This window comes from Flavivirga jejuensis, from assembly GCF_030540765.1.
In the GTDB taxonomy this organism is placed as follows: Bacteria; Bacteroidota; Bacteroidia; order Flavobacteriales; family Flavobacteriaceae; genus Flavivirga; species Flavivirga jejuensis.
The window spans coordinates 336,114-361,691 of sequence record NZ_JAUOEL010000007.1; the positions used below are offsets into that span (position 1 = coordinate 336,114).

At 32.4% G+C, this 25,578-nt stretch carries 21 protein-coding genes, 1 tRNA gene and 1 pseudogene; 5 read left to right on the forward strand and 18 right to left on the reverse strand.

Annotation, left to right across the window (positions count from 1 at the left end; all coding sequences use genetic code 11):
* Positions 1-2: 2 nt before the first annotated feature.
* From lolA1 to ribB, 3 genes are all read left to right on the forward strand, one after another.
* A complete protein-coding gene (gene lolA1, locus Q4Q40_RS19135; RefSeq protein ID WP_303303603.1) occupies positions 3-638 on the forward strand; it encodes an outer membrane lipoprotein periplasmic chaperone LolA1 in 636 nt (211 codons plus the stop codon).
* 141 nt (positions 639-779) lie between these two features.
* Positions 780-2,753 carry an LptF/LptG family permease gene (locus Q4Q40_RS19140; protein ID WP_303303604.1) on the forward strand — a complete coding sequence of 658 codons (1,974 nt, stop codon included), beginning with the start codon at positions 780-782 and terminating at the stop codon, positions 2,751-2,753.
* 16 nt (positions 2,754-2,769) lie between these two features.
* The gene (ribB, locus tag Q4Q40_RS19145; protein ID WP_425555812.1) at positions 2,770-3,933 is read left to right on the forward strand and encodes a 3,4-dihydroxy-2-butanone-4-phosphate synthase; all 1,164 of its coding nucleotides are present in this window, start codon (positions 2,770-2,772) and stop codon (positions 3,931-3,933) included.
* On the opposite strand, the gene Q4Q40_RS19150 is transcribed toward ribB, so the two are convergent.
* From Q4Q40_RS19150 to Q4Q40_RS19160, 3 genes are all read right to left on the reverse strand, one after another.
* On the reverse strand, positions 3,930-5,093 hold the full coding sequence (locus Q4Q40_RS19150; protein ID WP_303303605.1) for a family 16 glycosylhydrolase: 1,164 nt from the start codon (positions 5,091-5,093) through the stop codon (positions 3,930-3,932). The genes ribB and Q4Q40_RS19150 overlap by 4 nt on opposite strands.
* 134 nt (positions 5,094-5,227) lie before the next feature.
* Positions 5,228-6,421, reverse strand: a complete 1,194-nt coding sequence (locus Q4Q40_RS19155; protein WP_303303607.1) for a DegT/DnrJ/EryC1/StrS family aminotransferase — start codon at positions 6,419-6,421, stop codon at positions 5,228-5,230.
* A 23-nt stretch (positions 6,422-6,444) separates the two neighbouring features.
* Complete coding sequence (locus Q4Q40_RS19160; RefSeq protein ID WP_303303608.1) at positions 6,445-7,074, reverse strand: NAD(P)H-dependent oxidoreductase; 630 nt, start codon at positions 7,072-7,074, stop codon at positions 6,445-6,447.
* Between the two features lie 186 nt (positions 7,075-7,260).
* Between Q4Q40_RS19160 and Q4Q40_RS19165 the strand changes: the two genes are divergently transcribed.
* Both Q4Q40_RS19165 and Q4Q40_RS19170 read left to right on the forward strand, forming a co-directional pair.
* Positions 7,261-7,345, forward strand: a tRNA-Ser gene (locus tag Q4Q40_RS19165).
* Between the two features lie 238 nt (positions 7,346-7,583).
* On the forward strand, positions 7,584-8,513 hold the full coding sequence (locus tag Q4Q40_RS19170) for a site-specific integrase (RefSeq protein ID WP_303303609.1): 930 nt from the start codon (positions 7,584-7,586) through the stop codon (positions 8,511-8,513).
* A gap of 227 nt (positions 8,514-8,740) precedes the next feature.
* On the opposite strand, the gene Q4Q40_RS19175 is transcribed toward Q4Q40_RS19170, so the two are convergent.
* The 15 genes and pseudogenes from Q4Q40_RS19175 to Q4Q40_RS19245 form a co-directional block, all read right to left on the reverse strand.
* Complete coding sequence (locus Q4Q40_RS19175) at positions 8,741-10,354, reverse strand: PepSY-associated TM helix domain-containing protein (RefSeq protein WP_303303610.1); 1,614 nt, start codon at positions 10,352-10,354, stop codon at positions 8,741-8,743.
* The gene (locus Q4Q40_RS19180) at positions 10,355-10,633 is read right to left on the reverse strand and encodes a hypothetical protein (RefSeq protein ID WP_303303611.1); all 279 of its coding nucleotides are present in this window, start codon (positions 10,631-10,633) and stop codon (positions 10,355-10,357) included. It lies immediately after the preceding gene.
* A gap of 377 nt (positions 10,634-11,010) precedes the next feature.
* Positions 11,011-12,276, reverse strand: a complete 1,266-nt coding sequence (locus tag Q4Q40_RS19185; RefSeq protein ID WP_303303612.1) for a DUF4374 domain-containing protein — start codon at positions 12,274-12,276, stop codon at positions 11,011-11,013.
* Positions 12,277-12,302: 26 nt separating this feature from the next.
* Entirely contained in the window at positions 12,303-14,687 is a 2,385-nt protein-coding gene (locus Q4Q40_RS19190) for a TonB-dependent receptor (RefSeq protein WP_303303613.1), read from the reverse strand.
* A 107-nt stretch (positions 14,688-14,794) separates the two neighbouring features.
* Positions 14,795-15,460, reverse strand: coding sequence for a hypothetical protein (locus tag Q4Q40_RS19195; RefSeq protein WP_303303614.1), 666 nt, complete (start codon positions 15,458-15,460; stop codon positions 14,795-14,797).
* A gap of 157 nt (positions 15,461-15,617) precedes the next feature.
* Positions 15,618-16,190, reverse strand: a complete 573-nt coding sequence (locus tag Q4Q40_RS19200; protein WP_303303615.1) for a sigma-70 family RNA polymerase sigma factor — start codon at positions 16,188-16,190, stop codon at positions 15,618-15,620.
* Positions 16,191-16,488: 298 nt separating this feature from the next.
* Complete coding sequence (locus Q4Q40_RS19205) at positions 16,489-17,733, reverse strand: hypothetical protein (protein WP_303303616.1); 1,245 nt, start codon at positions 17,731-17,733, stop codon at positions 16,489-16,491.
* A gap of 153 nt (positions 17,734-17,886) precedes the next feature.
* A complete protein-coding gene (locus Q4Q40_RS19210; RefSeq protein ID WP_303303617.1) occupies positions 17,887-20,274 on the reverse strand; it encodes a TonB-dependent receptor in 2,388 nt (795 codons plus the stop codon).
* Between the two features lie 4 nt (positions 20,275-20,278).
* Positions 20,279-20,890 carry a hypothetical protein gene (locus Q4Q40_RS19215; protein ID WP_303303618.1) on the reverse strand — a complete coding sequence of 204 codons (612 nt, stop codon included), beginning with the start codon at positions 20,888-20,890 and terminating at the stop codon, positions 20,279-20,281.
* Between the two features lie 70 nt (positions 20,891-20,960).
* Positions 20,961-21,536 carry an RNA polymerase sigma-70 factor gene (locus tag Q4Q40_RS19220; protein ID WP_303303619.1) on the reverse strand — a complete coding sequence of 192 codons (576 nt, stop codon included), beginning with the start codon at positions 21,534-21,536 and terminating at the stop codon, positions 20,961-20,963.
* Between the two features lie 357 nt (positions 21,537-21,893).
* Entirely contained in the window at positions 21,894-22,565 is a 672-nt protein-coding gene (locus Q4Q40_RS19225; RefSeq protein WP_303303620.1) for a hypothetical protein, read from the reverse strand.
* A gap of 16 nt (positions 22,566-22,581) precedes the next feature.
* A pseudogene (locus tag Q4Q40_RS19230) lies at positions 22,582-22,791 on the reverse strand (NAD(P)H-dependent oxidoreductase); the annotation flags it as partial.
* Between the two features lie 132 nt (positions 22,792-22,923).
* The gene (locus tag Q4Q40_RS19235; RefSeq protein WP_303303622.1) at positions 22,924-23,376 is read right to left on the reverse strand and encodes a carboxymuconolactone decarboxylase family protein; all 453 of its coding nucleotides are present in this window, start codon (positions 23,374-23,376) and stop codon (positions 22,924-22,926) included.
* A gap of 109 nt (positions 23,377-23,485) precedes the next feature.
* The gene (locus tag Q4Q40_RS19240) at positions 23,486-24,040 is read right to left on the reverse strand and encodes a Crp/Fnr family transcriptional regulator (RefSeq protein ID WP_303303623.1); all 555 of its coding nucleotides are present in this window, start codon (positions 24,038-24,040) and stop codon (positions 23,486-23,488) included.
* A gap of 467 nt (positions 24,041-24,507) precedes the next feature.
* Complete coding sequence (locus Q4Q40_RS19245) at positions 24,508-25,488, reverse strand: helix-turn-helix domain-containing protein (protein WP_303303624.1); 981 nt, start codon at positions 25,486-25,488, stop codon at positions 24,508-24,510.
* Between the last annotated feature and the right edge of the window lie 90 nt (positions 25,489-25,578).

Below are 25,578 nucleotides of genomic sequence, written 5' to 3' on the forward strand. Positions count from 1 at the left end.
AAATGAAACACATTATAACATTCTTATTTATCGCTTTTACAATTAGTGGCTTATCACAAAACAAAGCCAAAACATTATTAAACGAAGTTTCTCAAAAAGTAAAAGGTTATGAAAATATTTCAATAGACTTTAAATATACCCTAGAAAACACATCAGAAAATATAAAACAAGAAACACGGGGAGATGTTATCATGAAAGGTGATAAATACAAGCTAAACATTCTTGGAATTGTTCGTATTTTTGATGGTAAAACGCTTTATAGCATAAGCCCTGAAGATGAAGAAGTAACTATTTCTTCAGAGAATGATAATGAGGAAGACACTATTACACCAAGTAAAATGTTATCTTTTTATGAAGATGGTTACATGTATGCGCTAGATATTGAACAAAATATAAAAGGCAGAAAAATACAGTACATCAAATTAACTCCTATTGATTCAAACTCCGAAATAAAATATATTTTACTAGGTATAGATGCTCAAACCAAACATATCTACAATTTAATACAACTTGGGAAAAACAGTACAAAAACTACATTAACTGTAAATTCTTTTAAAACAAATGAGCTTTTATCTAAAACCTTATTTACCTTTGACCCTAATAAATATACCGATTATTATATCAATAAATTAGATTAGGTAAAGACTTGTGAAAAGGGCTATTAAAAAATATTTTCATTCTTTTTTTTAAAGTTTTTAATGTAAGAACGAAGTGATTATACACACGTTCTTAATTTTATAATTAGCTTGTTAAACAAATGACTAGTAAAATTTAACCGTGTGAAAATATTAGACCGATACATCCTAACCACATATCTTAAAACTTTCATCAGTGTATTTATAATACTCATGATGATATTTATTTTACAGACCATTTGGCTTTATATTAAAGAACTAGCAGGTAAAGACTTAGATATCGTAATTATCGTCAAGTTTTTAGTTTACTTTATGCCTAAACTAATCCCTTTAGTATTACCACTTACTATCTTACTAGCATCCATTATGGTATTTGGATCCTTTGCTGAAAACTATGAGTTTGCTGCTATGAAATCAACTGGCATCTCTTTACAGCGTGCCATGTCTGGTCTTAGTATTTTTATAGTTATTCTAGGTATTATTACTTTTTTCTTTTCGAACAACGTGATTCCGTGGGCAGAGCTCAACTCTTATAATTTACGAAGAAACATAGCGAAGCTAAAACCAGCAATGCTACTAGCTGAAGGTCAGTTTAATGAAGTAGGAGCCTATAATATAAAATTCGCCGACAAACATGGCAATAACGATCAATATTTAAAGGATATTATCATACATATAAAAGGAGCAGATGGCAAAAAAAATGCTACCACAATAAAATCTAAAACAGGAGAACTTGCAAGCGAAAAAGATTCAAATGTTTTAAAACTTATATTATTAGACGGTAATTATTATAGCGATTTCACATCTAAAACAAAAAAAAGCAAAGACAAAAACCCGTTTGCAAAAAGTACTTTTGAAAAATATACAATTAGCATAGATTTATCTAAGCTCAATGATGTTGATTTTGATGAAAAATCGCAAACAGATAAATACAATATGCTCGATGTTCTTGGTTTAAAAAAAACCATAGATTCGCTTTCAAAAAAAAGAGAAGCTAGTTTTCGCTCCTTATCAAAAAATTTACTTCAACGATCTAATGTTTCCAAAAAGATTAAAACAAAAGAACCCATTAATGATTCTATTAATGATTCTATTTATGATGGCAATCTTTTAGAACTATTTAGCCCTGCTAAAAAGGCTGAATTGATTGAGACTACTTCAAGAACCATAACAAGTGCAAAACAAATTATTGTTTCAAGAGAAAAAACAAGAAAAGACACTAAAATTTATATTAATAAGCATGTTATTTCATTACACGAAAAATTTGCTTTAGGCTTTGCTTGCATTATCTTGTTTTTTGTTGGAGCTCCTTTAGGTGCCTTAATACGCAAAGGAGGTATTGGTTTACCTATGGTAATAGCTATACTACTATTTTTATCTTATCACTTTATTGGCATTTTTGCCACAAATAGCGCAAAAGGTGGTAATCTTAGCCCAGTACTAGCCAGTTGGTTTTCAACGTTAACAATGTTGCCTCTTGGATTCTTTTTAACTAAAAGAGCCACGGCTGACAGCAGTTTATTTGGGGATATCAACATTATTGAGCCTTTAAAGAAAATCTTTAATATTAAAGAAAAAAATGCTGTAGATTATAAGTTCTTATCTCCTTATAAAGATGAAGAACTTATCAATATAATCAATAACTATGAAACACTTGGGCATGATGAAAAAATCCGTTATGAAGCTATAAAATTATTAAATAGCCGAGGTCTTTCTATAGAACAAATCCGAGAAAAAGGAGTGCGCATCAATACTAATTATGATATTTCTGAACGTCTAGTAAAAAGCTATAAAAGAGCTTCAAAATGGGCTCTTGTTTTATATAGTATAGGAGCTTTGCTAGTTATTCTATATTTTATAAGTAATAATAACAAATTACCATTATTAGCATCTATATCCAGTAAACTCTGTATTGCTGCATTCATTATATTTGTAACTTACTATATAAAGTCATTATTTAACACATCTAAGTTTTATAACCACATTCAAAAGAAAGATAAAAAACCTAGCTTGTTTCTTTTATTTATTGGGTTTCCTCTATATATAATTTCATTTATGTTTTTAAATGTAAAAATTAAGGAAGACTTGATGCTAAATTGTTTAAAATCTTTAAAATAAGCAATACCTTTGTATTATGATAGCAGATACTATGACACAAAATACGACCTCTAAATTAAAGTTAAATACCATACACGAAGCCATTGATGATATTAGAAATGGAAAAGTGATTATTGTTGTTGATGATGAAAATCGCGAAAATGAAGGTGATTTCGTGGCTGCAGCCGATAAGGTAACGCCAGAAATGATAAATTTTATGGCAACACATGGCAGAGGTCTTATATGTGCGCCTTTAACAGAAAATAGATGTAAAGAACTAGAGCTTAATATGATGGTACGTAATAATACCGATCCTATGGAAACAGCCTTTACTGTATCTGTAGATTTACGAGGCGGTAGTGTTACAACAGGTATTTCGGCAAGCGATAGAGCAGAAACGGTTAAAGCTTTAATTGATCCAAGTACGAAACCATTTGAATTAGCACGACCTGGTCATATTTTCCCCTTAGTTGCTAAAGAAGGAGGCGTTTTAAGAAGAACAGGACATACTGAAGCAGCCATTGATTTTGCTAGGTTAGCAGGCTTAAAACCCGCTGGTGTTATTGTTGAAATTATGAATAACGATGGTACTATGGCACGTTTACCAGAGCTTATTGATGTTGCAAAAAAATTAGACCTAAAAATTGTTTCTATTGAAGATTTAGTAGCATATAGAATGCAACATGATTCTTTAATTGATAAAAAAGAAGATTTCCAAATTGAAACTCGTTTTGGAAGTTTTAGATTAAGAGCCTACAAGCAAACCACTAATGATCAAATACATATAGCATTAACAAAAGGTCAATGGAAAGATAATGAAGAGGTTATTACAAGAATAAACTCGACCTTAGTTAATAACGATATTTTAGGAACCCTTACTAATAATGTAGATACCCAATTAGTTAACATGTTCAATGTTATTAATAATGAAGGAAAAGGTGCTATCATATTCATTAATCAAGAATCTCAATCTATGAATATTTTAAAACGTCTATCCGTTTTAAAAGAAAACCAGAATTCTAGCGACATATTTAAAGCTCCTAGAATAAATATGGACGCAAGAGATTTTGGTATTGGTGCACAAATATTACATGATTTAAATATTCATAAACTAAGATTAATTTCTAACGCAGAAGAGCATACTAAGCGTGTTGGCTTAATAGGATATGGCTTAGAGATTGTAGATTATGTGAAATATTAATTTATAACCACTTTTTTAACTAGCTTTTTAGTGCCAGAATAAATTTCTAACAAATAAATCCCAGGATTTAAATGGGTTACATCTAACCTATTACTTCCTTTTGTTTTGTTTAATATACGAGTACCTAAAAGATCATAAAGTACCACACGATTTATAGTTCCAGTAGCAGTTATATTTATATAAGTATTTGCTGGATTTGGAAATATTTTAACCGTATTATTATTAAAACCTTCAGTACTGAGGGCTGTATTTTGATAAACGCGTACATAATCAATAACCATGCTGCTTTCTGTAAAAGCAGGATCAATAGCTCCTGCAACACCTCCCATGGCAACATTAAGCAATATATATTGGTCTTCAAAAAATGGCCAGGTACTACCATTTTTAACTGTGGGATTGTAAGTAAAAAAAACAACACCATCTAATAAAAAAGTAATCTGATCTGGTGACCAATTTACGGAATACACATGAAAATTATTAGCAACATCTGTAGCTAAAATAGTTCCTTTATTTGGATTACCTCCATGACAACATGGGGTATGCAATGCGCTAGAAACTTCGTTTAAAGCATCAAGACCATGCTCCATAATATCTATTTCTCCACAAACTGGCCAATTTACCGAACCGAAACTACTATCCCAAAAGCCTCCGTTTTCATTTATATTTTTACCTAAAGTCCAAATAGCGGGCCATGTGCCATCTCCACTGGGTAATTTTGCCCGAACATCTACCCTGCCATAAGTAAATGCAAATTTAGAATTCAACCGTGCTGATGTATAAGATTTTGTTAATCCTTGATCTGTAAAATTTTCTTTTTTTGCTACTATATTTAAAGCCCCAGAATTGTCCACAAAAGAATTATCAATGCGATTTGTATAATGCTGCTCCTCTTGATTAGCCCAACCAACTCCTGGTATTATTATTTGGGTTTGATGATGCCAGTTGTCTGGATTAACACTCCCTTCTATATCAAACTCATCTGCCCAAACTAAATCGGTATAAATAACATCCAAAGCATTAGGATCTATCTGTATTGTTTCATAATCGATAGCATCGATTAAATAGGTTCCTGCAGAGAAATCAATAGGAGTTTCTTGCGCAAAAACCAATTGACAAACAAAAAGAGGTAAAACAAATAATTTAAAGTAGTTTAGTTTCATAGCTTAATTAAAAAAAACAAAATTAACACTAAACATCTTCTCACAAAAGTTTCAAACCCCTACAAAAACCATACAAAAAGCTAAAGCATGTTAATTCTTTACTAAATAGTGTCTGTTTACGATCAAGCCAGGCACTAAATAAAAGATTTTATAACATGAACCATTTTATTGGCTCTTTCCTTTACTTCTTCTTCAGACCAAGATAATTTTATTAAACAAGAAATATTTCTGGCTATATAGTGATCTGACTGAGTAAATTCTTTTGTCTTTAAATATTCAAGGCCTTTTTTAACTTCTGAAGAAATTGGAAATAACGATTTCAAATTTGTTAAATGATCCCATTTTCTAATATAATGCCAATTATTATCATAATAATGAAAACAAACATCGACACCATTCTGCTTAAAAGCTTCAGATACTTTTCTGGTAATTTCTAAATCTGGTAAGAAAAAGTTTAAAAATGCATAACTCTCTTCCCCGCCTTCTGGAACTGTTCTAAAGCTAACTTCAGGAATTTGAGATAACGCTTCACGAATAATTGTGTAGTTTTTCTTTTGAATAGCCAAAAACTCTGGTAACCTTTTTACCTGTGCTAATCCTACGGCTGCATGCAATTCTGAAATTCTAAAATTATAACCTAAAAAGGGATGCGTTTCCGCTCCTCTGTCATTACCAACGTGGTCATGTCCATGATCACTGTAATGATCTGCATTCGTATAATATGCTTCATTATTTGTAATAACGGCTCCTCCTTCTCCACATGTAATCGTTTTTACAAAATCAAAAGAAAAACAACCAAGATCTCCAATACTTCCTAGGGGTTTACCATGATAGGTTCCTCCTATTGCTTGACAGGCATCTTCAACTAATAATAAATTATGCGTATCACAAATAGTCTGTATGGTGTCCATATCCCCCATACTTCCACACATTTGCACAACCATAACGGCTTTGGTTTTTGAAGTAATTGCAGCTTCAACTGCTTTAGGATCTACCGCTAAAGTATCATCAATATCAACTAAAACAGGAATGGCACCAAGCATCATAATAGCTTCAAAACTGGCTACAAACGTAAATGCTGGCATAATAACCTCGTCTCCTGCTCCAACTCCAGCGGATGCTAATGCCACAGAAACTGCTGCTGTTCCACTCGAAACAAGTTGTACATGTTTTGTTTTAAAAGATTCTTGTAATGCCGCTTCTAGTTCTTTCGATTTCCAATGTCCGTTACGCATACCATCAAAACCATAACGCATTAAAACGCCATTATCTAAAACATCGTTAACTTCCTTACGTTCTAATTCTCCAAATAATTCAAATCCAGGCATAAAAAATATAGTTGTTTTTTAATTTATAATTCAATTATAGCATCACCTATTGGTTTTCTAACTTTTTCAAATTCAGAAAACATATCGTCTTCTGCTCTATAACCTACAGGTAATAATAATACTGATTGTAATTTCATTTTATCTAATCCTAAAATAGTATCGTATTCTCTTGGTAAAAACCCTTCCATCGGACATGAATCAATACCTTCTACAGCACATACTGTCATTAAATTCCCTAATGATATATACGCTTGGTTTTTAGACCATTGCTGACGTTCTTCAACAGACATCTTTTTCATCTTATCTATAAGTTCTAATCTATAAGGGTCTAAAACCGTATCTGATGTTTCTCTGATAGACTTAATATTAGCATAGTACTTATTAATATCTTCCTCCGTAATGTTATTTTGAATACAGATTACTAGTAAATGTGATGCTTCTAAAACTTGTTTCTGGTAAAAAGAATGTTTTACTAACATCTCTCTCAGAGCTTTATTTTCAATAACTATTAATTTAATGGTTTGAAGTCCAAAAGAAGTTGCTGTTAAATTAAAAGCTTCCTTTAAAGTATTAAGTTTTGTGTTTGAAAGCTTTTTATTCTCATCAAATTTTTTAGTAGCATAACGCCATTTTAACTGTTTTATAGTATCCATTTCATATTAATATATCTGCAAAAATAAGGTTTGATATTTTGTTTTTTACAATATTAGAGGATAAAATAATTAGACATAATTATGCGTAAAATTATTTTTTGAAAAAGTTTGTATTTTATTTGAAAGAAATAAAAAAGGGTTCTATATTTGCACCCGCATTCAGCGAATAGCTGATGAGGCACTCAAGGAGAAATGGCAGAGTGGTCGAATGCGGCAGTCTTGAAAACTGTTGAGGGTCACACCTCCGGGGGTTCGAATCCCTCTTTCTCCGCTGAGAATTTACTAAATTCTACTAAAAACCCGTAAACATTATGTTTACGGGTTTTTTAATTTTATTAAATGCCAAATAATAGCAAAAATCACCAAATAAAAAGGGGCTAATTCGGGGTCACTTACACCCCTCTTCAACTGACCCCGAATAACCTAAAAAAACCTGTAAACAAAGGACTTACGTTAATTATTTTTTATTTTATTTTTTGTAATTTGAAAGAGAAATAACAAGAAATACTATGAATAATTCATTTTCATTACTTTTTTATATTAAAAAGTATAAAGCAGATAATAATGGTAAAGCAAACATTTACCTCAGAATAACTCTAAATGGTCAACGAGTCGAATTAAGTATTAGGCGTAAAGTATTAGTTGACAAATGGAACTCTGATATGAATATGACTCGGGGGAATTCTGAAAAATCTCTGGGCATTAATAGATATATCAGTACAATCAAAAATAAGATATACACCATTGAACAACGAAGTGTATCTGAAGGCAAACCTATTACTGCAATCTCTCTTAGAGATTCGTATTTAGGCAAAGACTCCAGTAAAAAAATGCTTCTTGAAATCTTTGAAGACCACAATAAAAGAGTAAATAAACTTGTTGGTAGTGACTTTGCTACAGGAACAGCAGAACGCTACAGGACAGCTAAAAAGCATGTCTCTGAATATATTCAAAAAGAATATGGAGCTAAAGATATTTTAGTCAAAGATGTTGACCACAAATTTATAACTGAATTTGAATACTATTTAAAAACCGAAAGAAACTGTGGGCATAATACAGCCATTAAATACATTACTAATTTTAAAAAGATAATTCGAATTGCTTTTGCAAATGATTGGATTGATAAAGACCCATTTCTTCATTGGAAAGCGAAGTTAAAAACTGTAGATAGAGAATTTTTAACAGAGGAAGAAATTCAAAAAATGGTGGAAAAGGAATTGCATACTGAACGTTTAGACCAAGTAAAAGATATTTTTATTTTTTGCTGTTTTACAGGTTTAGCATATGCAGATGTCAAAAAACTATCTAAAGACGATATAGTTATTGGCATTGACGGTGATAAATGGATTAAAATTATATTTCAATCCTCTTCAATCAAAAGCAAATCTTATTTAAAAATAAGAACCAATTTTATGAGTATTAAAAATGTATTCTCTTAATTTTTATTGTTTTAATAGTTTTAAAAAAGATGTTTTGTCTTTTACTTATTAGAAGGTGAACCTTTTTGAAAACTGAAACTCGATTAGTTATTTTTATGTATAATTATAAGGATTTTATTCCCAATATTCGAGAAATCTCAATTCATAATATTTCTTCAAATAGCACCAAAATTAAAATAGACCTAATCATTTGGTTAGGTCTATTTTAGTAATGATTAAAATTTGTTTTACATCACAGATTTAAAGCCTTCTTTTACTTCCTTTTGTTTGGTTAGACTTTTGTCATTAATCTTAAAGACAGCGTACAAAGAAACTGTCGCCATTAATAACCAGAGCATATCAAATGCAAAAACATCGTAATTGTTATTAGAAAAAGTAATCCAAAACCAATTGCCTGTAGAAAGACCATTTACCAATGGAATACCTAACCCCAAAACTCCTCCTGCTAAAAGGGTATACTTGTTGGTGAAGTAATTATTCTTTTTAAACCAAAAGAATATAGAAGCTACAAGCCATCCTCCAAAGAGTACCCAATACAAAATAAGTTTTCGTTCAGGGTTAAGACTCTCTGGGATAAGTTTGGAAACTATAAAAGCCAATGCGGTTATGGGGTATAAAGTTAAACAAAGTGCTAAGTAAATATAACCCACCTGTGCATTGAACTTTCGCTGCTTTTCTGGTATGTGCTTTTTGTCCCTAGCCGTCAGCCATATCAATACACCCGTTATAATCACAAAACAAGTGATAAGGGTGAGTAAAAAATAGATGGTTTTCAACATATAGTTTTGCCACGTACCTATTTCTCCATATTCCGCATGGTGGAGGTTACCAGCAACTTCATAAACAGCCTTGGTGTATTTTAAGTCATTGGGGTCGGTTAGTGCGGTCACTTTATTTGTAGCAAAATTATAGGTGATACTTGCATGGTGATAAAACTGTTTCGTTTTTTTTAAAGTTCCAGAGACAGTAATGGTATTACTGAGATTTCCATAATCACTTACTTCAATACTATTTGATGCAAAACCTTTCCAAACGTTTTGTAGACTATCTAAAAATGGGGTTATTAAATGAGAGGTATCTTCATTGGACGAATAAGCAAACTCGCTATCTACCATTTCTATGGTATTTTTATCTGTTTCTTTTTCAGGGAAAAGATTTTCTAACGGTTCTACTAATACCCATAAACAAAACATGGCTCCCGTTAAGGCGTACATAAACTGAAATGGCAATCCTATCATACCCAAAACCGTATGAGCATCGGTCCAAACTGTTTTCAATTTTGCCCATGGCCGGAATACATAAAAATTGGATATTATTTTTTTCCAATGTACAATTACACCAGTTACAATGGCAAACAGAAAGAAAAAAGAAACCAAACCAGCCAAATAATACCCAAACATACCTAGTTGGTAAAAATAATGTAGCCTGTAGAATAGGAACCCCATACTGTATTTAGAATCTTTGTAATTTTCAGTTACATAGGTTTTAGGGTTTACCGACAGCTCATATTCCTTTCCTGCATTAGGCTGTAAACTATCTTTTGAAGCGGATAGATATACATATAAATCAGGTTCTGAATCAGAATAATAAAAGGATATATCCCTCCCTAGCACTGTATATCCTGAACTTTCTAATTTTTGTATTAATTGGTCAATATCAACATCATTTAAACTTGAAATTTGTGTTTTATCAGCTATGGCACTTGCGTTTTCCCAGGCTACAATCTCATCCCAAAATAAAGTAAAGGCACCTGCAAAAAAAATAATGTAAAGCCCAATGCTAATTACAATGCCCGTAACAGTATGTAAATGAAAAAAACGATTGTAGTTTACCTTATTCATTTATAGAAAATTTAATAGTGTTAATAGTACTAGTGCTATACCTAAATAAATAAACCAACAATGCCACCCGTTTTTAAATAAAAACGGAAATATTAATAAGGGTATCCACAGGATAAAAAGGCTATAGGTTGCCGTTTCCATAACCATTTCTCCATCAAACCAAGATAAAAAGCAAGCATGTGCCAGAAAAGACAACACATAACCACCTAATATGCCAGACGTTATTTTAGCGAAACGTTGCCAGTTGGATTTTGTAAGATGTTTAGGGTTTGCTGGCATTTACTTCTTTTTAGGTTGAATAAAAGGAAGAAGTAAAGTCACTAAGGAAGCAAGAGTCATTAATACAATTAAACCTATAAATAAACCCGGAACTAAACCTAATCGAATAGTTAACACGTAAAAACCAAAAATAATAAGCAATGACCCAAATACTTTAAAAAAATAAGGATATTGCTGTATTCGTTTTACCCATATGTACCCATATAAAACAGCTCTTTTTGAAGTATTATAGCATAGGTAAAAACCTAAAAAAATGAACATGATAGCTAGTATGACCATACATCAAGAAATAAAATAATCGGCCCTTACCTAAAAGAAAGCAAAGGCCGAAAATTGTCTAAATAAAAAAAATAAGAATTAATTTTAGAAATGAATTCTTATTCCTTCAATTTATCTATTCTTAAAATATATTCATAACCGCCTACAATTTCAAGACCAGCAGATACAGCTCCAGTATTTGAGTCTACTTCCCAAACGTAATCCTTTTCCGTTTCGGCATTTACCACAATATAAGCTTTGCCATTATCTATGGTCACACTTTGAAGCCCCGTTCCTTTATCTAATGGAAGTTCTAGTTTCTTTATTACGGTTGAAGAAGGTAAGTCTACAAGTGCATATAAGGCATTAAAAAGTGTATCAGGATTAGCTGCTATAGTAGCAGCATCTTCATATTTTACAATGGCTTTGCCATTACCTATATACCAAAGCCCTGAAGTAGAACCTCCTAAGGTTTCAGTTAGATTAAAAAAATAAGATTGGTCAAATGTTGTTTCTCCATTTTTAATTCTAAAAACCCCTGAATTATTATCAGCATCATAATACCACCCTGGATTAAACATCATATATATATCATTTTCCTCATTTACAGTAGAAGATGATTCCCACATATTAATACCTCCCATTGCTAGGGTTCGAGTCTCTTCGGAAATAGATTTGGTACTCATAGAAGGATATTCTATTTCTGCTAAATAAATAGGAAGGTTTCCTTTTTCTGGCCAATCTTTGTTATAAGTATAGGTCATTAAAATCTTTCCATTTACATATTCTATATTTCCTGTATAAATACCTGTATAATCTTGTGGAATTGCTGGTAAATCAAACTCTCCGTTGGTCATTGCCAATGTTTCAGTATTTAGTATGGTGTAAAGCAATTTATCGCGGTCGCCATTAAGTCCATAAAATATGAGAGTGGTTTCATCAATCCAAGTATGGGCATTTATAGAATTCTGATAGGTAAACGGTACTTCGCTTACTACTTGTAATTGGTCATCTTTATATTCAAATTTGGTCATCTTTCCAAAATCGGTACTGGAGCTTGGGTAGTAATAATAACCGTCTCCATTGGTAACTATTCCATAGTCAGCCTTACTGGTTACCTCGTCTCCATTACCCTCTAAACTAATTTCACCCGTAGTGATATCATCGACACCAGCAACATATTGGGTAGTATTGGGCCAACTACCTAGTTGTAGCCAAATAGCAAATTTTGATTTACCGTCGTCAACAGGCGATTCTTCAGTGCCACCGTTATCACTATCGGAGCAAGATAGTTGTACTATGGCCATACATATACATAGTGCTTTAAAATAGAAAGAGGGAGTTTTTAAATGTTTCATTGTTATGGTATTAAATAATTGTTTCATTTTTATAAGTGTTTTTAAATAATTTATTATTTGATGAAATAGCGGAATTTTACAGAAAAAGCTCTACCGGGTTTTTGCAATCTAAAATTGTCATAAGCCAAACGGTCTGTAATATTTCGCCCTTCTAGGGCAATGTTATAAGTGCCATTTTTAAAAGAATAGGATAAGGATGCGTTTTGGATATATTGGTCAGGTATGGTGTTTATATTGTCTTTATTCCCATAATTTTCCCAAGTGAGGTAATACCAATGTACATATTGAAAATCCCAATTCAGTTGTAAGCGGTTGTCCTTTTTGTTGAAAACATTCGATTTTCCTATGCCAATCGTAGCATTACCAAACAACCATGGCCTATTAGGCAGTTGGTTTTTGTACGTAGGCGATTCGGTTCCGGTAGTGGAACCAAAAGGGAACTGGGTATTGTCCGTAGTTTTTTGATAGGTGGCATTGACAGCGATATTTAGCAAATCTTCATGTTTAAATTTAACTTCAGCATCTAGGCCCTTTACCAATACTTTTGAGGTGTTTTCATAACGTATTATTTGGGAATTAGATAAATAGACCACTGGGGCAATAAAATTTTCAGCATCCCGCAAAAAACCGCCAGTTTCAAAAAAGAGACTATTGCTATTCCAATTGATACCATAGAACAACCCCAAATTGAAATTATGACTGTTTTCTGGTTTCAATTCGTTATTAGCTATTACAGTATACCCGTTACCGAACAGTTCGCCCACTTCCTGCAAACGATATGCTTTTTCATAAGAGGCTTTAAGCCCAAAATTCTCTTTAAAACTGTAACGAGACCCTATACCATAACCTATATAATCGTTCCACTGGCTAAGTGTAACCCTTTCTCCTTGAGATCCTAAACCTACAGCAAAAGGCTCATCTAACTGTAGTCCATAGTACTTAACAAAAAAAGTATTAGTTAATTTTTTGTCCAAAAAAGCTTGTTGATATGAGAGCCCTATATTGTGTTTTGCCAATTTTCCTGGAGCATCGTCTTCATCTACATTCAATTCATCCCAATTAAAGTTCTTTATATGGTCCAAAGTGTAATTAATACCAAAAGAATGCTGTGGTGTCATCTGGTAACTGAGATTGGTACGTACAAATTTCTTTGGGCGATTTATATGGAAAATAGACGTGTTGCTCCCAAACTCGCTACTGGGTCTTTCTTGATAGGTACCATCCCAATAATAGCGTCTGTTTAAAGTATCGGAAACTATATATTTATCTTCGGACAGAGATGCAAAAAGACTAACATCAAAATTTTTGGTTAACAGGTCTTTTTTTGCATAGCGTAATGTTCCCGAATAGGCATTTCCATTTCTTACAACACCTCCATAAACGACATCTTGATTGGTTCCAGTTTGGATTTGTTTATCAGTTTCGGAATAGCTTCCTCCAATAAAGAAAACATCTGCCCAAGGTTTATTGGTAAGTCCCAATTCCAATTGCCCAAGTGCGGTTTTATATTGGTCATGAAATCTTTTAAAATCACCCGTAACGAACTCTGAATTGTCTTCATCAATGACCTTAATGGCACGCACACCATACATGGTGTAATCGTTATCGGAATAATTTACAAATCCAGAAGCTTTTAATAATAAGCCTGTTTTTTTGTTTATGTATTGCCCTGTAATAGATGCCTTGTGGGTATTGAACGAACCAGCACTATATGAAGCATCTAAATAGTTGGTCACATTTTTATTAGTTATAATGTTAACAGCACCGCCTAGAGCATCAGACCCCAAATGTACTGGTACCACGCCTTTATACACTACAACCCTTTCTGCTATATTTACTGGTATGTTATTCAATGACATACTACTCCCCATGACATCTAATGGAATACCATCTATAAAAAATCGTACTGCCTTACCTGAAAGTCCGTTAATAGAGAACTCGAAATCTGAACCTACACCGCCCTGTTCCCTGACCTTAACACCAGTACTTTTATTAAGAACCTCGTTAAGGTTTAATGTCGTGTTAGACAGTTCTTTTAATTCAATGGCATTTACACTTAAAGGTAGTTCCTTTGTTTGACGAGATTTTGATTTACTCATAATCATAACCTCATCTAAATCATTGGATGCTTCTTTTAAAATGAAATGATGGGTAATAGTTTTACCATTTTTTAGTACAACCTCTTTTTCAACAGAAACATACCCCATAAAGGATGCTATTAGGGTGTAATTTCCTGGTGGTGCTGAAAATATAAACTGTCCATCATCATCTGCAACAGCTCCGTAGGTTGTATGCTTTAAACTGATGTTGGCAAAACTTATGGGGTCTCCACTTTGGGTTTTTATAGTCCCTGATATTTTACCTGAATTATCTTGAGCGTGACCAGTAATTATCCAGAAACATAAAGATACCAATAGCAAATATTTAGTATATTGCATACTACTTTTAATTATTAACAGTTAAAGGTTAACCTACACCGTTTTAATGGTTTAGGACAGTCTAGGTAGGTACGAACTATCTAGGCTTTTTTTATTTATTATTGTGTTTAGCTTAGAAAAAATTGTAATCGAGGGAAATAAGCCTTAAAACCAGCCTCGTCCACCAAATGAGTTTTTTCAAAACCATTATTATCTTTTACTTTGAAAGCAAAATATCGGATGCCTTCTTTATAATTTACACTTGCATTTTCTGAGTTAAGTACGCGATATCCTATCGCTCTTTTATGATTGTGCATAATTTCTACTTTTCCAGAAAAGACCACTTCGCTTTTCGTTTTTTTCCAATCGGAAATAATATCTTCAATACAATCGTTCTGTATTAGAGTAAAATTTCTACCAGCTATAGGTATTTGTTTTGTTTCTTTAATACAATTACCATTGATAGCCACTGTAGAATTGTTTGATGTGTTATCAAAAATTGATATTGACGAATACCCTACAAAAAATAATACAATACATGCCGCAGCATAACCCGAAATTTTTTGGTACAACGGAACAATTTTAACAGTAGGTTTCTTAAAAACTTCGGAAATCTGTTGCCACATTTTTTGTTTGTGAGCTACTTTATTTTCCGCTTTGGAAAGTTGCAAAGGTGCATCGTCAAAAATATCGGATGTTAACCATTTTTCTACTACTTCCTTTTCAATTTTGGTACAGTGACCTTTGTAATATTTTTCTAAAAGTTTGCCATCTACTTTCATTTTTTTATTCAATTTTAAGATGAATTAAAAAAAGCTCGATTAGGGCTTCATTATAGTAGTAGCATAACTCTTATTTTACCGAAGTATAAAATGTATTTTTTTTTGAAAAAAAATTAATTACGTTGGTTTTAGCTCCTAAATTGGGACACCGATTTTGAGGAAAGTAGCATTAAACAAGCTGTGTACTTAAGTTTGTTTTTAAGAACTTTAATGCTTTACTAATGTGATATTCTACTGCTCGTTCAGTTATCTGGAGTTGAGATGCGATTTGCTTATTACTTATTCCCTGCTCACGGCTCATTTTAAACACATTTTGGCATTGACATGGTAATTTATCTACTAAAAGCCCCAATTCTTCAACCAAAAGTGAAAAAGAAACGTCATTCTCTGTACAATTTGCAGCATCACAATAATTTTCACAGGCTTTGTTTAAGTTGTTTTCTCTAATTACCTTATTTCTGTAATATTCAGCTACTTTTAATTTTGTTGCTCTAACTAAATAATTTTCGATATTCTTGATTTGTAAATTTTCTCGTCTTTCCCATAGCGATTTAAAAATTTCCTGAGTCATACCTTGCGCCAACTCAACCTTTTTGGTATTGTTATAGCTAACGGCATAAACTTTTTCCCAATAAGTATTATAAACCTTTTCAAACTTCTTTGGAGTTTTAAAGTCAGTAATCTGAAGGAGATTTGTATTTGATTTTTTACGGAACAATTTTAATGGTGCAATTTTTGCCAAAGGTAGTCTTATTTGGAATAATTCCAAATAAGTATCAAATACTTTTATGAAAACCCTCTTTTAATGTCCTATAAATTAGATATCATATTATTATAAAACCTACAGAAAACTCTTGAAGGTCTTTGGTAATTCAGTATACAAGACTTAAGTCATGTCTGTTTTTAAAGTGAATTATATCTACTTTTAGTATGATAGCTAGTAAGACCATAAATCAAGAAATAAAATAATCGGTCCTTACCCTAAAAGAAAGCAAAGACCGAAAATTGTCTAACTAAAAAGTGATGATTTTATATAATTACTACCATAATTTACCAATGTTTTGAATTATTCCTCCATCTAAAGTACTAACAATAGTAAAATCATTAACAGAGTTTTGTTTTAATATTACGGCTTTATCGTTCGCCTTTATGAAACCAGAGTAATAATTGATTCCATCAAAATTACCTCGAAACAATATTCTACGATAACCTTCAAGTGCAGAATATGGTTCTACCGCTTTAGAAGCAAGATCAATTAACACCGTGTGGCTTACTGATTCGTCACCCCACCAGTTCCATGCGTCATCATAAGCATCGGGCCAAGCAACTTCATCATATTCTAATACAAGCTGATTTTTGTAAGCAAATACAACGTTACTACCATATGTAACAGGAACAACGTCAGAAAAATTAAATTCAAAACTAGGGTCAAAGTTTCCTTCAGCGTCTATTTTTAATAATGTATATGGAGAACCATATTTAGAGCTATCTATATCATAATAATTATAATAAAATCCATTTTCTGTGTTTGGTTGTATAAACCTGTTCCCATTAATATCTGTTAAAGGCCAGTAACCCGCATTAAGAATACGGTTGTCTTGTTCGTATGTTATACTTCCCGATGATGGATCAAAAACTCCTAAGGTAGAGCCTCCTTGTGGGAATAGATTTTCACAACAAGTATATTGAGCGTAGCATACAGGCCAAGCAACTTTTTCATTTAAGGCAAAACCATACCCTGTTGCCCACATAGAAAGACCACTAGAAGCACCATTAAGTGCGGATTCTACATTGTATGTATTGCTAATTTTCATAGTTGTAGGATTCCATTCCATCACTACGCCTTCTTCCAAATCAGCTAAGAATGCTTGAGTTTCAGAAAGAAAAACAAGTGATCTTGTTGCACTAATTCCAGTTGATGCATAACTAAGTACACTTTCAGTTTTAAATTCAAGAGTTACTTTATCTACACTCCATTTTGTAATTGTAGCTGATGAACTGGCTATAGTATAAACATATTCCTCAAAGAACCAAGTACTTACGTCTGAACCTAACTCTAAGCCTTGTGATATATCAATAGTAGTAAGCGGTTCTTCTGACGCAATTAAGTAAAAAACATGACCTTCTGGATATTCAATAGAATAATTTTGTACCCACGCTGACTCTTTTTCATCTCCATCGTTTATAGTAGTTTCTGTATCATCGTCTTTGCAAGAAGTAAACCCTGTTGTTATTATTGCAATTAAGAGCATAGTTTTCCAAGCCCATCTATTATTTGTTTTCATTTTTATATTTTTGGTTTTACAATTATTTAAATTGGCCTGCGTTTATGGAAATGTGTCCTTGTCCGATACATTTCCTAGCAGGTTTTTGTTTTTTATATCGCTTCTCTCGATATACGTTATATTTATTCTTCGTTTATTACATAAGTATTGGTTTTAAAATTGAGTGGTGAGTTTTAAATACAAAGCCCTGCCTGGTCGTTGTAAACCATATAAATCAAAAGTCTTTGCGTTCGTAATATTTTGTGTTTCTATAGTTAAGGCATTCTTACTATCTATTTTATAGGTTATACCAACAGCATGTGTTGTTTGCTTTGGTACTTCTATTTTATATTGCGATAAACCTGAACTTTCCCAACCAATAAAAAAAGAGTGTACATAACGGGCATTCCAAAATAAAGATAGTTGGTCATTTTTTTTCAATACATTTTGTAATTGGTATTCTGCTCCACCATTAACAAAGAAGTAAGGTTCATTTGGTATTCGATCATCCTTAAACAATGAAAAAGGACCTGTATCGGAAGTATTGAAGTAAGATAAGTAGGTAGTGTTGGCGTTTAAACTAAATCCTTTAACAAAATCTTTTATTTTTCCACCTAATTCTACACCCTGCGAGTTGGCACTCCATACATTTTGATATTCACCAAAACCTTCGGTATCTACAACCAAAAATATAAGATTATCTATCTTACGTATAAAGAAGTTTCCCTGTAGTTCCCATTGTGTAGTATGGTTGATATTGTTTTTATAATGCCATTGTAGGTTGACATTGTGACTACTTTCCGGTACTAGCTCTAAGTTTTTTAACGTCTTTTGTCCATCTCCAAAAATTTCATCTTGTTGTGGTAATCGGTACGCATACTCGTAACTTATTTTAGTAGAAAAACGGGAAGACCAATCATATCTTAATCCATTGCCTGCACCGAAATTGTTAGCAGAACGTTTATCTATATTCACTATTTCTAGGCTAGGATCCAGCGACTCGATTCGTATATTTTGTTGGTAATTTTTTACAAAAGCAATGTTTTGCAATTTTCCTTCGTTAAAATCTGCTGTGTATTCTAGTCCAGTAACAAAATCAAAAAGGTAATAATCATCTAAAGCCTCATCAAACCGTCCATCTACTAATAAATCATCTCCAGTACGGTAGGTATACGTAGGTGCAAGAGCTAATTTTAATATGTGATTATTATTAATAGCATACACTGTTTGTTGTCTGGCAAACCAATTTTTGCTTTTGGTAATTAAATTATCGGCATCGCCAAACTCACCTGCTATACTGTTCTCTCTTACAATTTCTCCAAACCAATTGTATAAATTATAGCCTAGGTCTAAAGATTCTCGTTCGGTATAGTTGTAACCTCCATTAAGGTTTAACTTCCAACGGTCTGCTATGTTTATGTTGTATCGTAGATTAGTACCAACCGAAAAATTGGTAAAATGCACTTCACCAAATGGATTGCCCGCTACCGCATTGTTGATACCAAAATCGGGGTAGCTAATAAGTCCTGGAGATTGGCTATTTTGCACTTCATTGGTATAATTACCAAAATAGCTTTCTACACTTAATTCATTTGCCCATTTTTTGTTTCGGATACCTAATCTTAGGTTTGTACCATAAGCACAGTAGGCATCATGAAATCGTTCTACTGTTTCTTGATGTAATTGCCCTTCATCATTATCAACAGCAACATCTATTTTGTAATTGTTGTCCGTGTAGTCGTAAAAACCAGCAACATTAAAAAAAAGTCCTGTTTTATCACTAACATAACCAATACTACCTATGGCACGATGAGTATTGAAAGATCCTAATTGATAGGATGCCGACCCCGACCAGCCATTACGTTCTTTTAAGGGGACTAGATTTACGGCACCACCCAAAGCATCCGCTCCAAATACTATAGGTACCATGCCTTTGTATAATTCAATTCTACTAATAGCGTTTACAGGAACATTGGCAATACCAAAGGCATAGGATGAAAAATTCAAAGGAATACCATCGTAAAAAAACCGAACTTTATCCCCTGACAAACCGTTAAGTGAGAATCGAGTATTAGAGCCTAATCCTCCACTACGTTGTACCGTTACACCTTCGGTTTTTGCCAACACTTCTCCCAAATCTGCAGATTGAAGCTTAACTTTTTTGGTTTCGATAACTCCTACCGCTTGTGCTGTATGCTCTAATTTTCTCTTTTCGGTCTCCGCACTGATGACTACTTCGCTCAAACTGGTGACATCTTCTTCAAGGGTAAAATTTACAGAGGTCAATGGGGCATCTTGGATACGAACGGATTTCGTTTGGGTTTTATACCCTACCATTTTAGCAGAGATACGATAGGTTCCGTTAGGCAATTTCTGTAAATTATAATTGCCTTCCTCATCCGTGGCAGTAGCCATATTAAGGGAGTCTATGATAACATGTGCATATATAGCCGGTTCTCCGGAGGAATCCGTGACCTTACCATGAATCGCAAAAGTATTGTTGTTTTGTGACATTAATTGGATGCCTTGTGTAAACAAAAGCAATGCTATAATATATTTCATATTCTTATGCTATGTAAGGTTCAATACTAAAATCACCTTTTAACATGCTAAATATTTTTGGAACTGAACGATGAGGAGTATTATCGGCTATAAGTGTAGATTTATGGTTATTACCCATTAAATAATAGGTCTGTTTAGGTATTAAAATATAGGTATTATCACCTACTTTAATTGTTTTTTTAGATTTGGAGTCATTATTTAATTTTAAGCTTCCGTTAAATTGTAGGCTAAAGACATCACCTGTTATTTTTACATGGGTTTCATCCCCGCCATAAACAAAAAGGTTATTGGATTGTTGTTCGGTAATAGCCTCTGCCATGGATGTATTACTGGTCGTGGAAAAACGACCTGCAAAGAAAACAGCGATAATAAAACATGCTACAGCTGTATAACGCATAACCGTTCTATACAATGGCAAAACTTTTGATTTCGATTGATGTTCGAATAAAGTTGTGTGAAGTTTTTGTTTGATATTTTGAATGGAATCGCCGAATTCTTCTTCGGAAAGGGTCATATGGTCATCTTCGACCAACAACCATAGTTCAATTTCCTTTTTTTCGGCATCGGTACATTTACCTTGGTTATATTTTTTGAGCAGTTCTTTGGTGATTTTCATACTTGTGCTTTTATAGTATATCGCACAAAAGGATACCAACCCTGAGCCTTAAGTCAAAAAAAAAGATTTATTAAAAATTTGAGTAGAAAAATAGAAGCACCGTATAAGAGTATTCAGTAATATTTTCCCGTAAATACCTTAGTGCCTTGGTCATGTGGCTTTCTACCGTTTTAACGGAAATAACCAATTGCGATGCAATTTTTTTATTGCTCAGCCCTTGTTCTCTACTCAATAGATATACCGTTTTGCAGGTCTTGGGAAGCTGTTCTACAAGTGTATCCACTTTGGTTTGCAGTTCAGCAACGGCATAATCGTCTTCCGTGGTATTGACAACATCAGAGAGCAATTCCATATCTTCAACATGGTGTAGCGCTTGCCTATGTTTCTTTCTAAAAAAATCTATAGTTTTTAGTTTTGTGGCTCTTATCAAGTATTTTTCAATGGAACCATCTGTATTATATATTTGGTTTCTTCGTTCCCAAATCGACCTAAAAATATCATGTACTATTTCCTCTGAATCTTCCCTATGTTGTATTCGGCTATAGCAGATAGTAAACAATTTACGTGCGTAACCTTCGTAAAGCGTATCAAAACCCTTTTGGGTTCTAAAATCTGTAGGGGTTTTATAAATTTGGGCCTTTTTCAAAAACAAGTTTTGCCATTTAGTACTTAATGTACTTTAAAGGGCTACATTTTTTTGTCAAAGATAATGTTATTTGGAATAATTCCAAATAAGCATCAAATACTTTTATGAAACCCTCTTTTAATGTCTTTTAAAATTAGATATCATATTATTATTATAACCTACAGAAATACTCTTGAAGTTCTTTGGAAATTCAGTATACAAGACTTAAGTCATGTCTGTTATAAAGTGAATTATATATACTTTTAGTATGATAGCTAGTAAGACCATACATCAAGAAATAAAATAATCGACCCTTACCCTAAAAGAAAGCAAAGGCCGAAAACAATCTAAATAAAAGGTGATGATTTTATATAATTACTACCACAATTTGTTTATAACAAGTGGTCCTTGTTCAAAAGTAATTACAACTGTAAAATCATCAACCGAATTTTGCTTTAACACATCGGTTACCCAATTGTTAATACTGGTGTCCCAGGTATATGCAGAGAAATAATTAGAGCCATCAAAAGTACCTCTATAAAGTATTGTACCATACCCATCTAAAGCAGTGTATGGTGTTACCTCTTTAGTGTCCATATCGATAGACACTGTATGGTTTATTGAGGTGTCTCCCCACCAATCCCATGCGTCATCATAGGCATCTGCCCATACAGCTTCATCATAATTCATTACTATCTTATTATCATATACATAAACAATTCTACCTCCATATGTTAAATCAGGAATTGCATCGGTATAATCAAATTCAAAACTAGAATCAAAACTTCCATTTTGGTCCATCTTTAATAACACAAAAGGAGAACCAAATTCATCACTATCTATATTAAAATAATTATAGAAAAATCCGTTTTCTATATTTGGTTGTATATACCTGTTCCCATTTTCGTCGGTCACAGGCCAATAACCTGCATTAAGTAAACGGTCGTCTTGTTCATATGTTAAGGTTCCTGTTGAGGGGTCGAACACAGCTACGGTAGCCCCTTCTTCTGGAAACAAATTTTCGCAACAACTTTCAATATAGTAATTCACTGGCCAAGCAACTTTCTCATTTAACGCAAACCCTATTCCTGTCTATAAATCCTTTTAATAAGGCGGGGGCTGTACCCCACCAATTTGGATAAACAAAAACAAGATGTTTTGCTTTTTTTATTAATTCCCAAACCATGAGCAAATCTGGCTCTGACTCCGTTCTTTTCCTATACCCATATTTCAAGTTTAGAGAAAATTCTAAATCAGCTAAATGGATGAGTTGACAATCCGCTTTAGAATAAGTTAACTCCTATTTTATATTGTTCGACTAAAGCGGAACATAAACTCTATTTATATGTATATCAATTAATTAATAGTGTGTTTTTTATGATTTTTAATAAAAGTACTCGTTCATCTACTACTTTGTTACTTTATAATTTCCTGCGGTAGATTTGAAAGTTCTCATTAACCTTGTCCAGGTATTTATTTGAGAAATAGCTAAAGTTAGATTACAGATTTCTTCTGTGCTAAAAAATCTCGTTAATGAATCAAAAATTTCATTTGAAATATCTGTTTTACTTAATTCTGTTAGTGATTCTGTAAACTGAAGAACTGCTTTTTCTTTATCTGTAAAGAACGACGTTTCATTCCAAACACTAAGCGTTGACGTTCTTAATTCGGTTTCTCCAGTATGTTTTAACTCTTTGTAGTGCATATCAACACAATATGCACATTTGTTAATTTGAGCCACTCGTAAACGTATTAGTTCTAAAAGTTGAAAATCTAATGATGAGTTATTGATATAATTTTCAGTAGATATCATATTACCCATCATTTCTTTTGGGATTTCATTAAATGTAATTCGTTCCATAATTTTATTGTTTTAATTTTGAAACAAACGTATTACATGTGTACGTCTTAAAAATTAAGACATCTTAAGAAATAAAATTTATTTAGTTTTTCTTAATTCGCTTAAATATTCAGGTGTCATTTTTAAATAAGAAGCTAACATATATTGAGGAACTCTTTGAATAAAATTTTGGAAAGAAATTAATAAAACCATGATACCTGTCTTTACTTTTCATTTGTAAATAAAAATCATGTCTACGCTTATTGGCAATTAGCATATTTTCAGTAACAATTCTAAAGAATCGCTCTAGTTGAGGAATTGAAAAATAAAGTTCCTCTAAAACATCTTTATTAAATAGTAATAGTTGTGTTTTTTCAATGGCTTGTATGTATAAACGAGATGGGGTTTGCGTAATATAACTTTCCATATTTGTTAACCACCAATTTTCAAGAGCAAATTGAGTTATTTTTTCATTCCCTTTATGGTCAATGTGAAAAGAACGAATTAATCCACTTATAATGAAATATTTGCTTTTACAGATTTGTCCTTGTTGAAGAATATATTCTTGTTTTTGAAATGTTTTTGATTCTAGTTTGGTATAAATCTCATCGATTGCTGTATTACTAAAATCTACGTATCGATTAAAATAATTTTTGAGTTGCTCTTTATCAGTGTTTAATTTCATTGAAATAATGTCTGTTAATGCATTCCTGATTACCTTTTTAAACAAAAAGACATTTATGAAAGTTACTTTACATTTAGGTGTGTGACTTGTTCATAATGATCAATATAAGAAACTTATGACAAGGTACTGAGTAAGTATAAAAACTAATCAGTATAAATTATTCTCTAAACAGCACCAAATTTTAGAGTTTAGTTAAAATAATGTTAAAAAGGGGCTAATTCGGGGGCACTAAATTTTTAGACTTCTTAAAAGCCCTTTAAAACTTGACAAAACAGAAGTTATGGATAGTTCCTCTTTCTCCGCTGAGGAATTACCAAAAGCCGATAAATATAGTGTTTATCGATTTTTTTAATTTTATCAATTGCTAAATAATAGCAAAAAATGAATCATGCCTAAAAGTTGTGTTTAGGCAAAAATTCTGGTTAATCTGAATAAAAAGAATTCTACATTTTTTGACGTCTCTAAAATCATTTTCTAACTTGACTAGGACTAATTCCAAATTTTCGTTTAAATGCCGTAGAAAAATGTTGTGGATTTTTATAGCCTATTTTATCTGAAACTTCATTGATGGATAGTTGTTGATTCCGCAGCATTTTTTTAGCCTGTTCCATTTTCGTGTCTCTTATGTACCCGAAAACAGTTGTCCCAAATACATTTTTAAATTCTTTTTTCAATGTGCATTCGTTTGTACTCACTATTCTTGCTAAATCGGACAAACACATTGGGCTATTTAACTCACTTAAAATTATTTCCCTAGCATAATACATCTTATCAATAATAGTTTTAGAAGTATTCGCATTGACAAAACATACGTCACACAATCTAATTTGATCCAATTGTAACAATAAAAGTTCTAAAACTTTAGCTTCCAAAAATAACTGCCTGTATTTACTTTTCCATGAGCAGTTTATTATTTCGTTTATGATGACGAGCATTGGAGATGTTATAGGGTGATTATGTGGACTTAAAAAGCCTATTTCTTTATTCTGTATTATTTTTTTGAACATATCAAATAAACCATCATCAGGTAGATATTGCTCAAAAAAAGTTGGCTTAAGATTTATCTCAAAAATGTACATATCTGGTGAATTCCATTCCATTTTTCCTCGAATATGATTACAATAAAAAATGTTATGCGTATTGTTTCCGATAGAAAAATTGTTAGGTAGACTATTTATTGAAGTATTCGAACTTCCTTGAAGAGTAAAATGCATTTCCACCGTTTCTTCATCAAACTCAAAAAACAGTGTTGTCTTTTCCGAAAACGTACTACTGCCATAACCTATCTTGAAATTATCCAATATAATTTCTTTATACCTCCCCTTTAAATCTTTGTAATCGAAAAACATGTCCAACTCATGAATACCTACGTCATCAATACTGTATTCATGTTTTCCAGATTCAAACACAATATTCTCAACATCTTTTAAATGTAATTTTAATCCCATAATCTTATTCCGTTTGGCGTAAATTTTATTCCGTACAGCGTAGTTGATGTAATCATTTGACAACTACATTTGCGTCGTAAATTTAGTTAT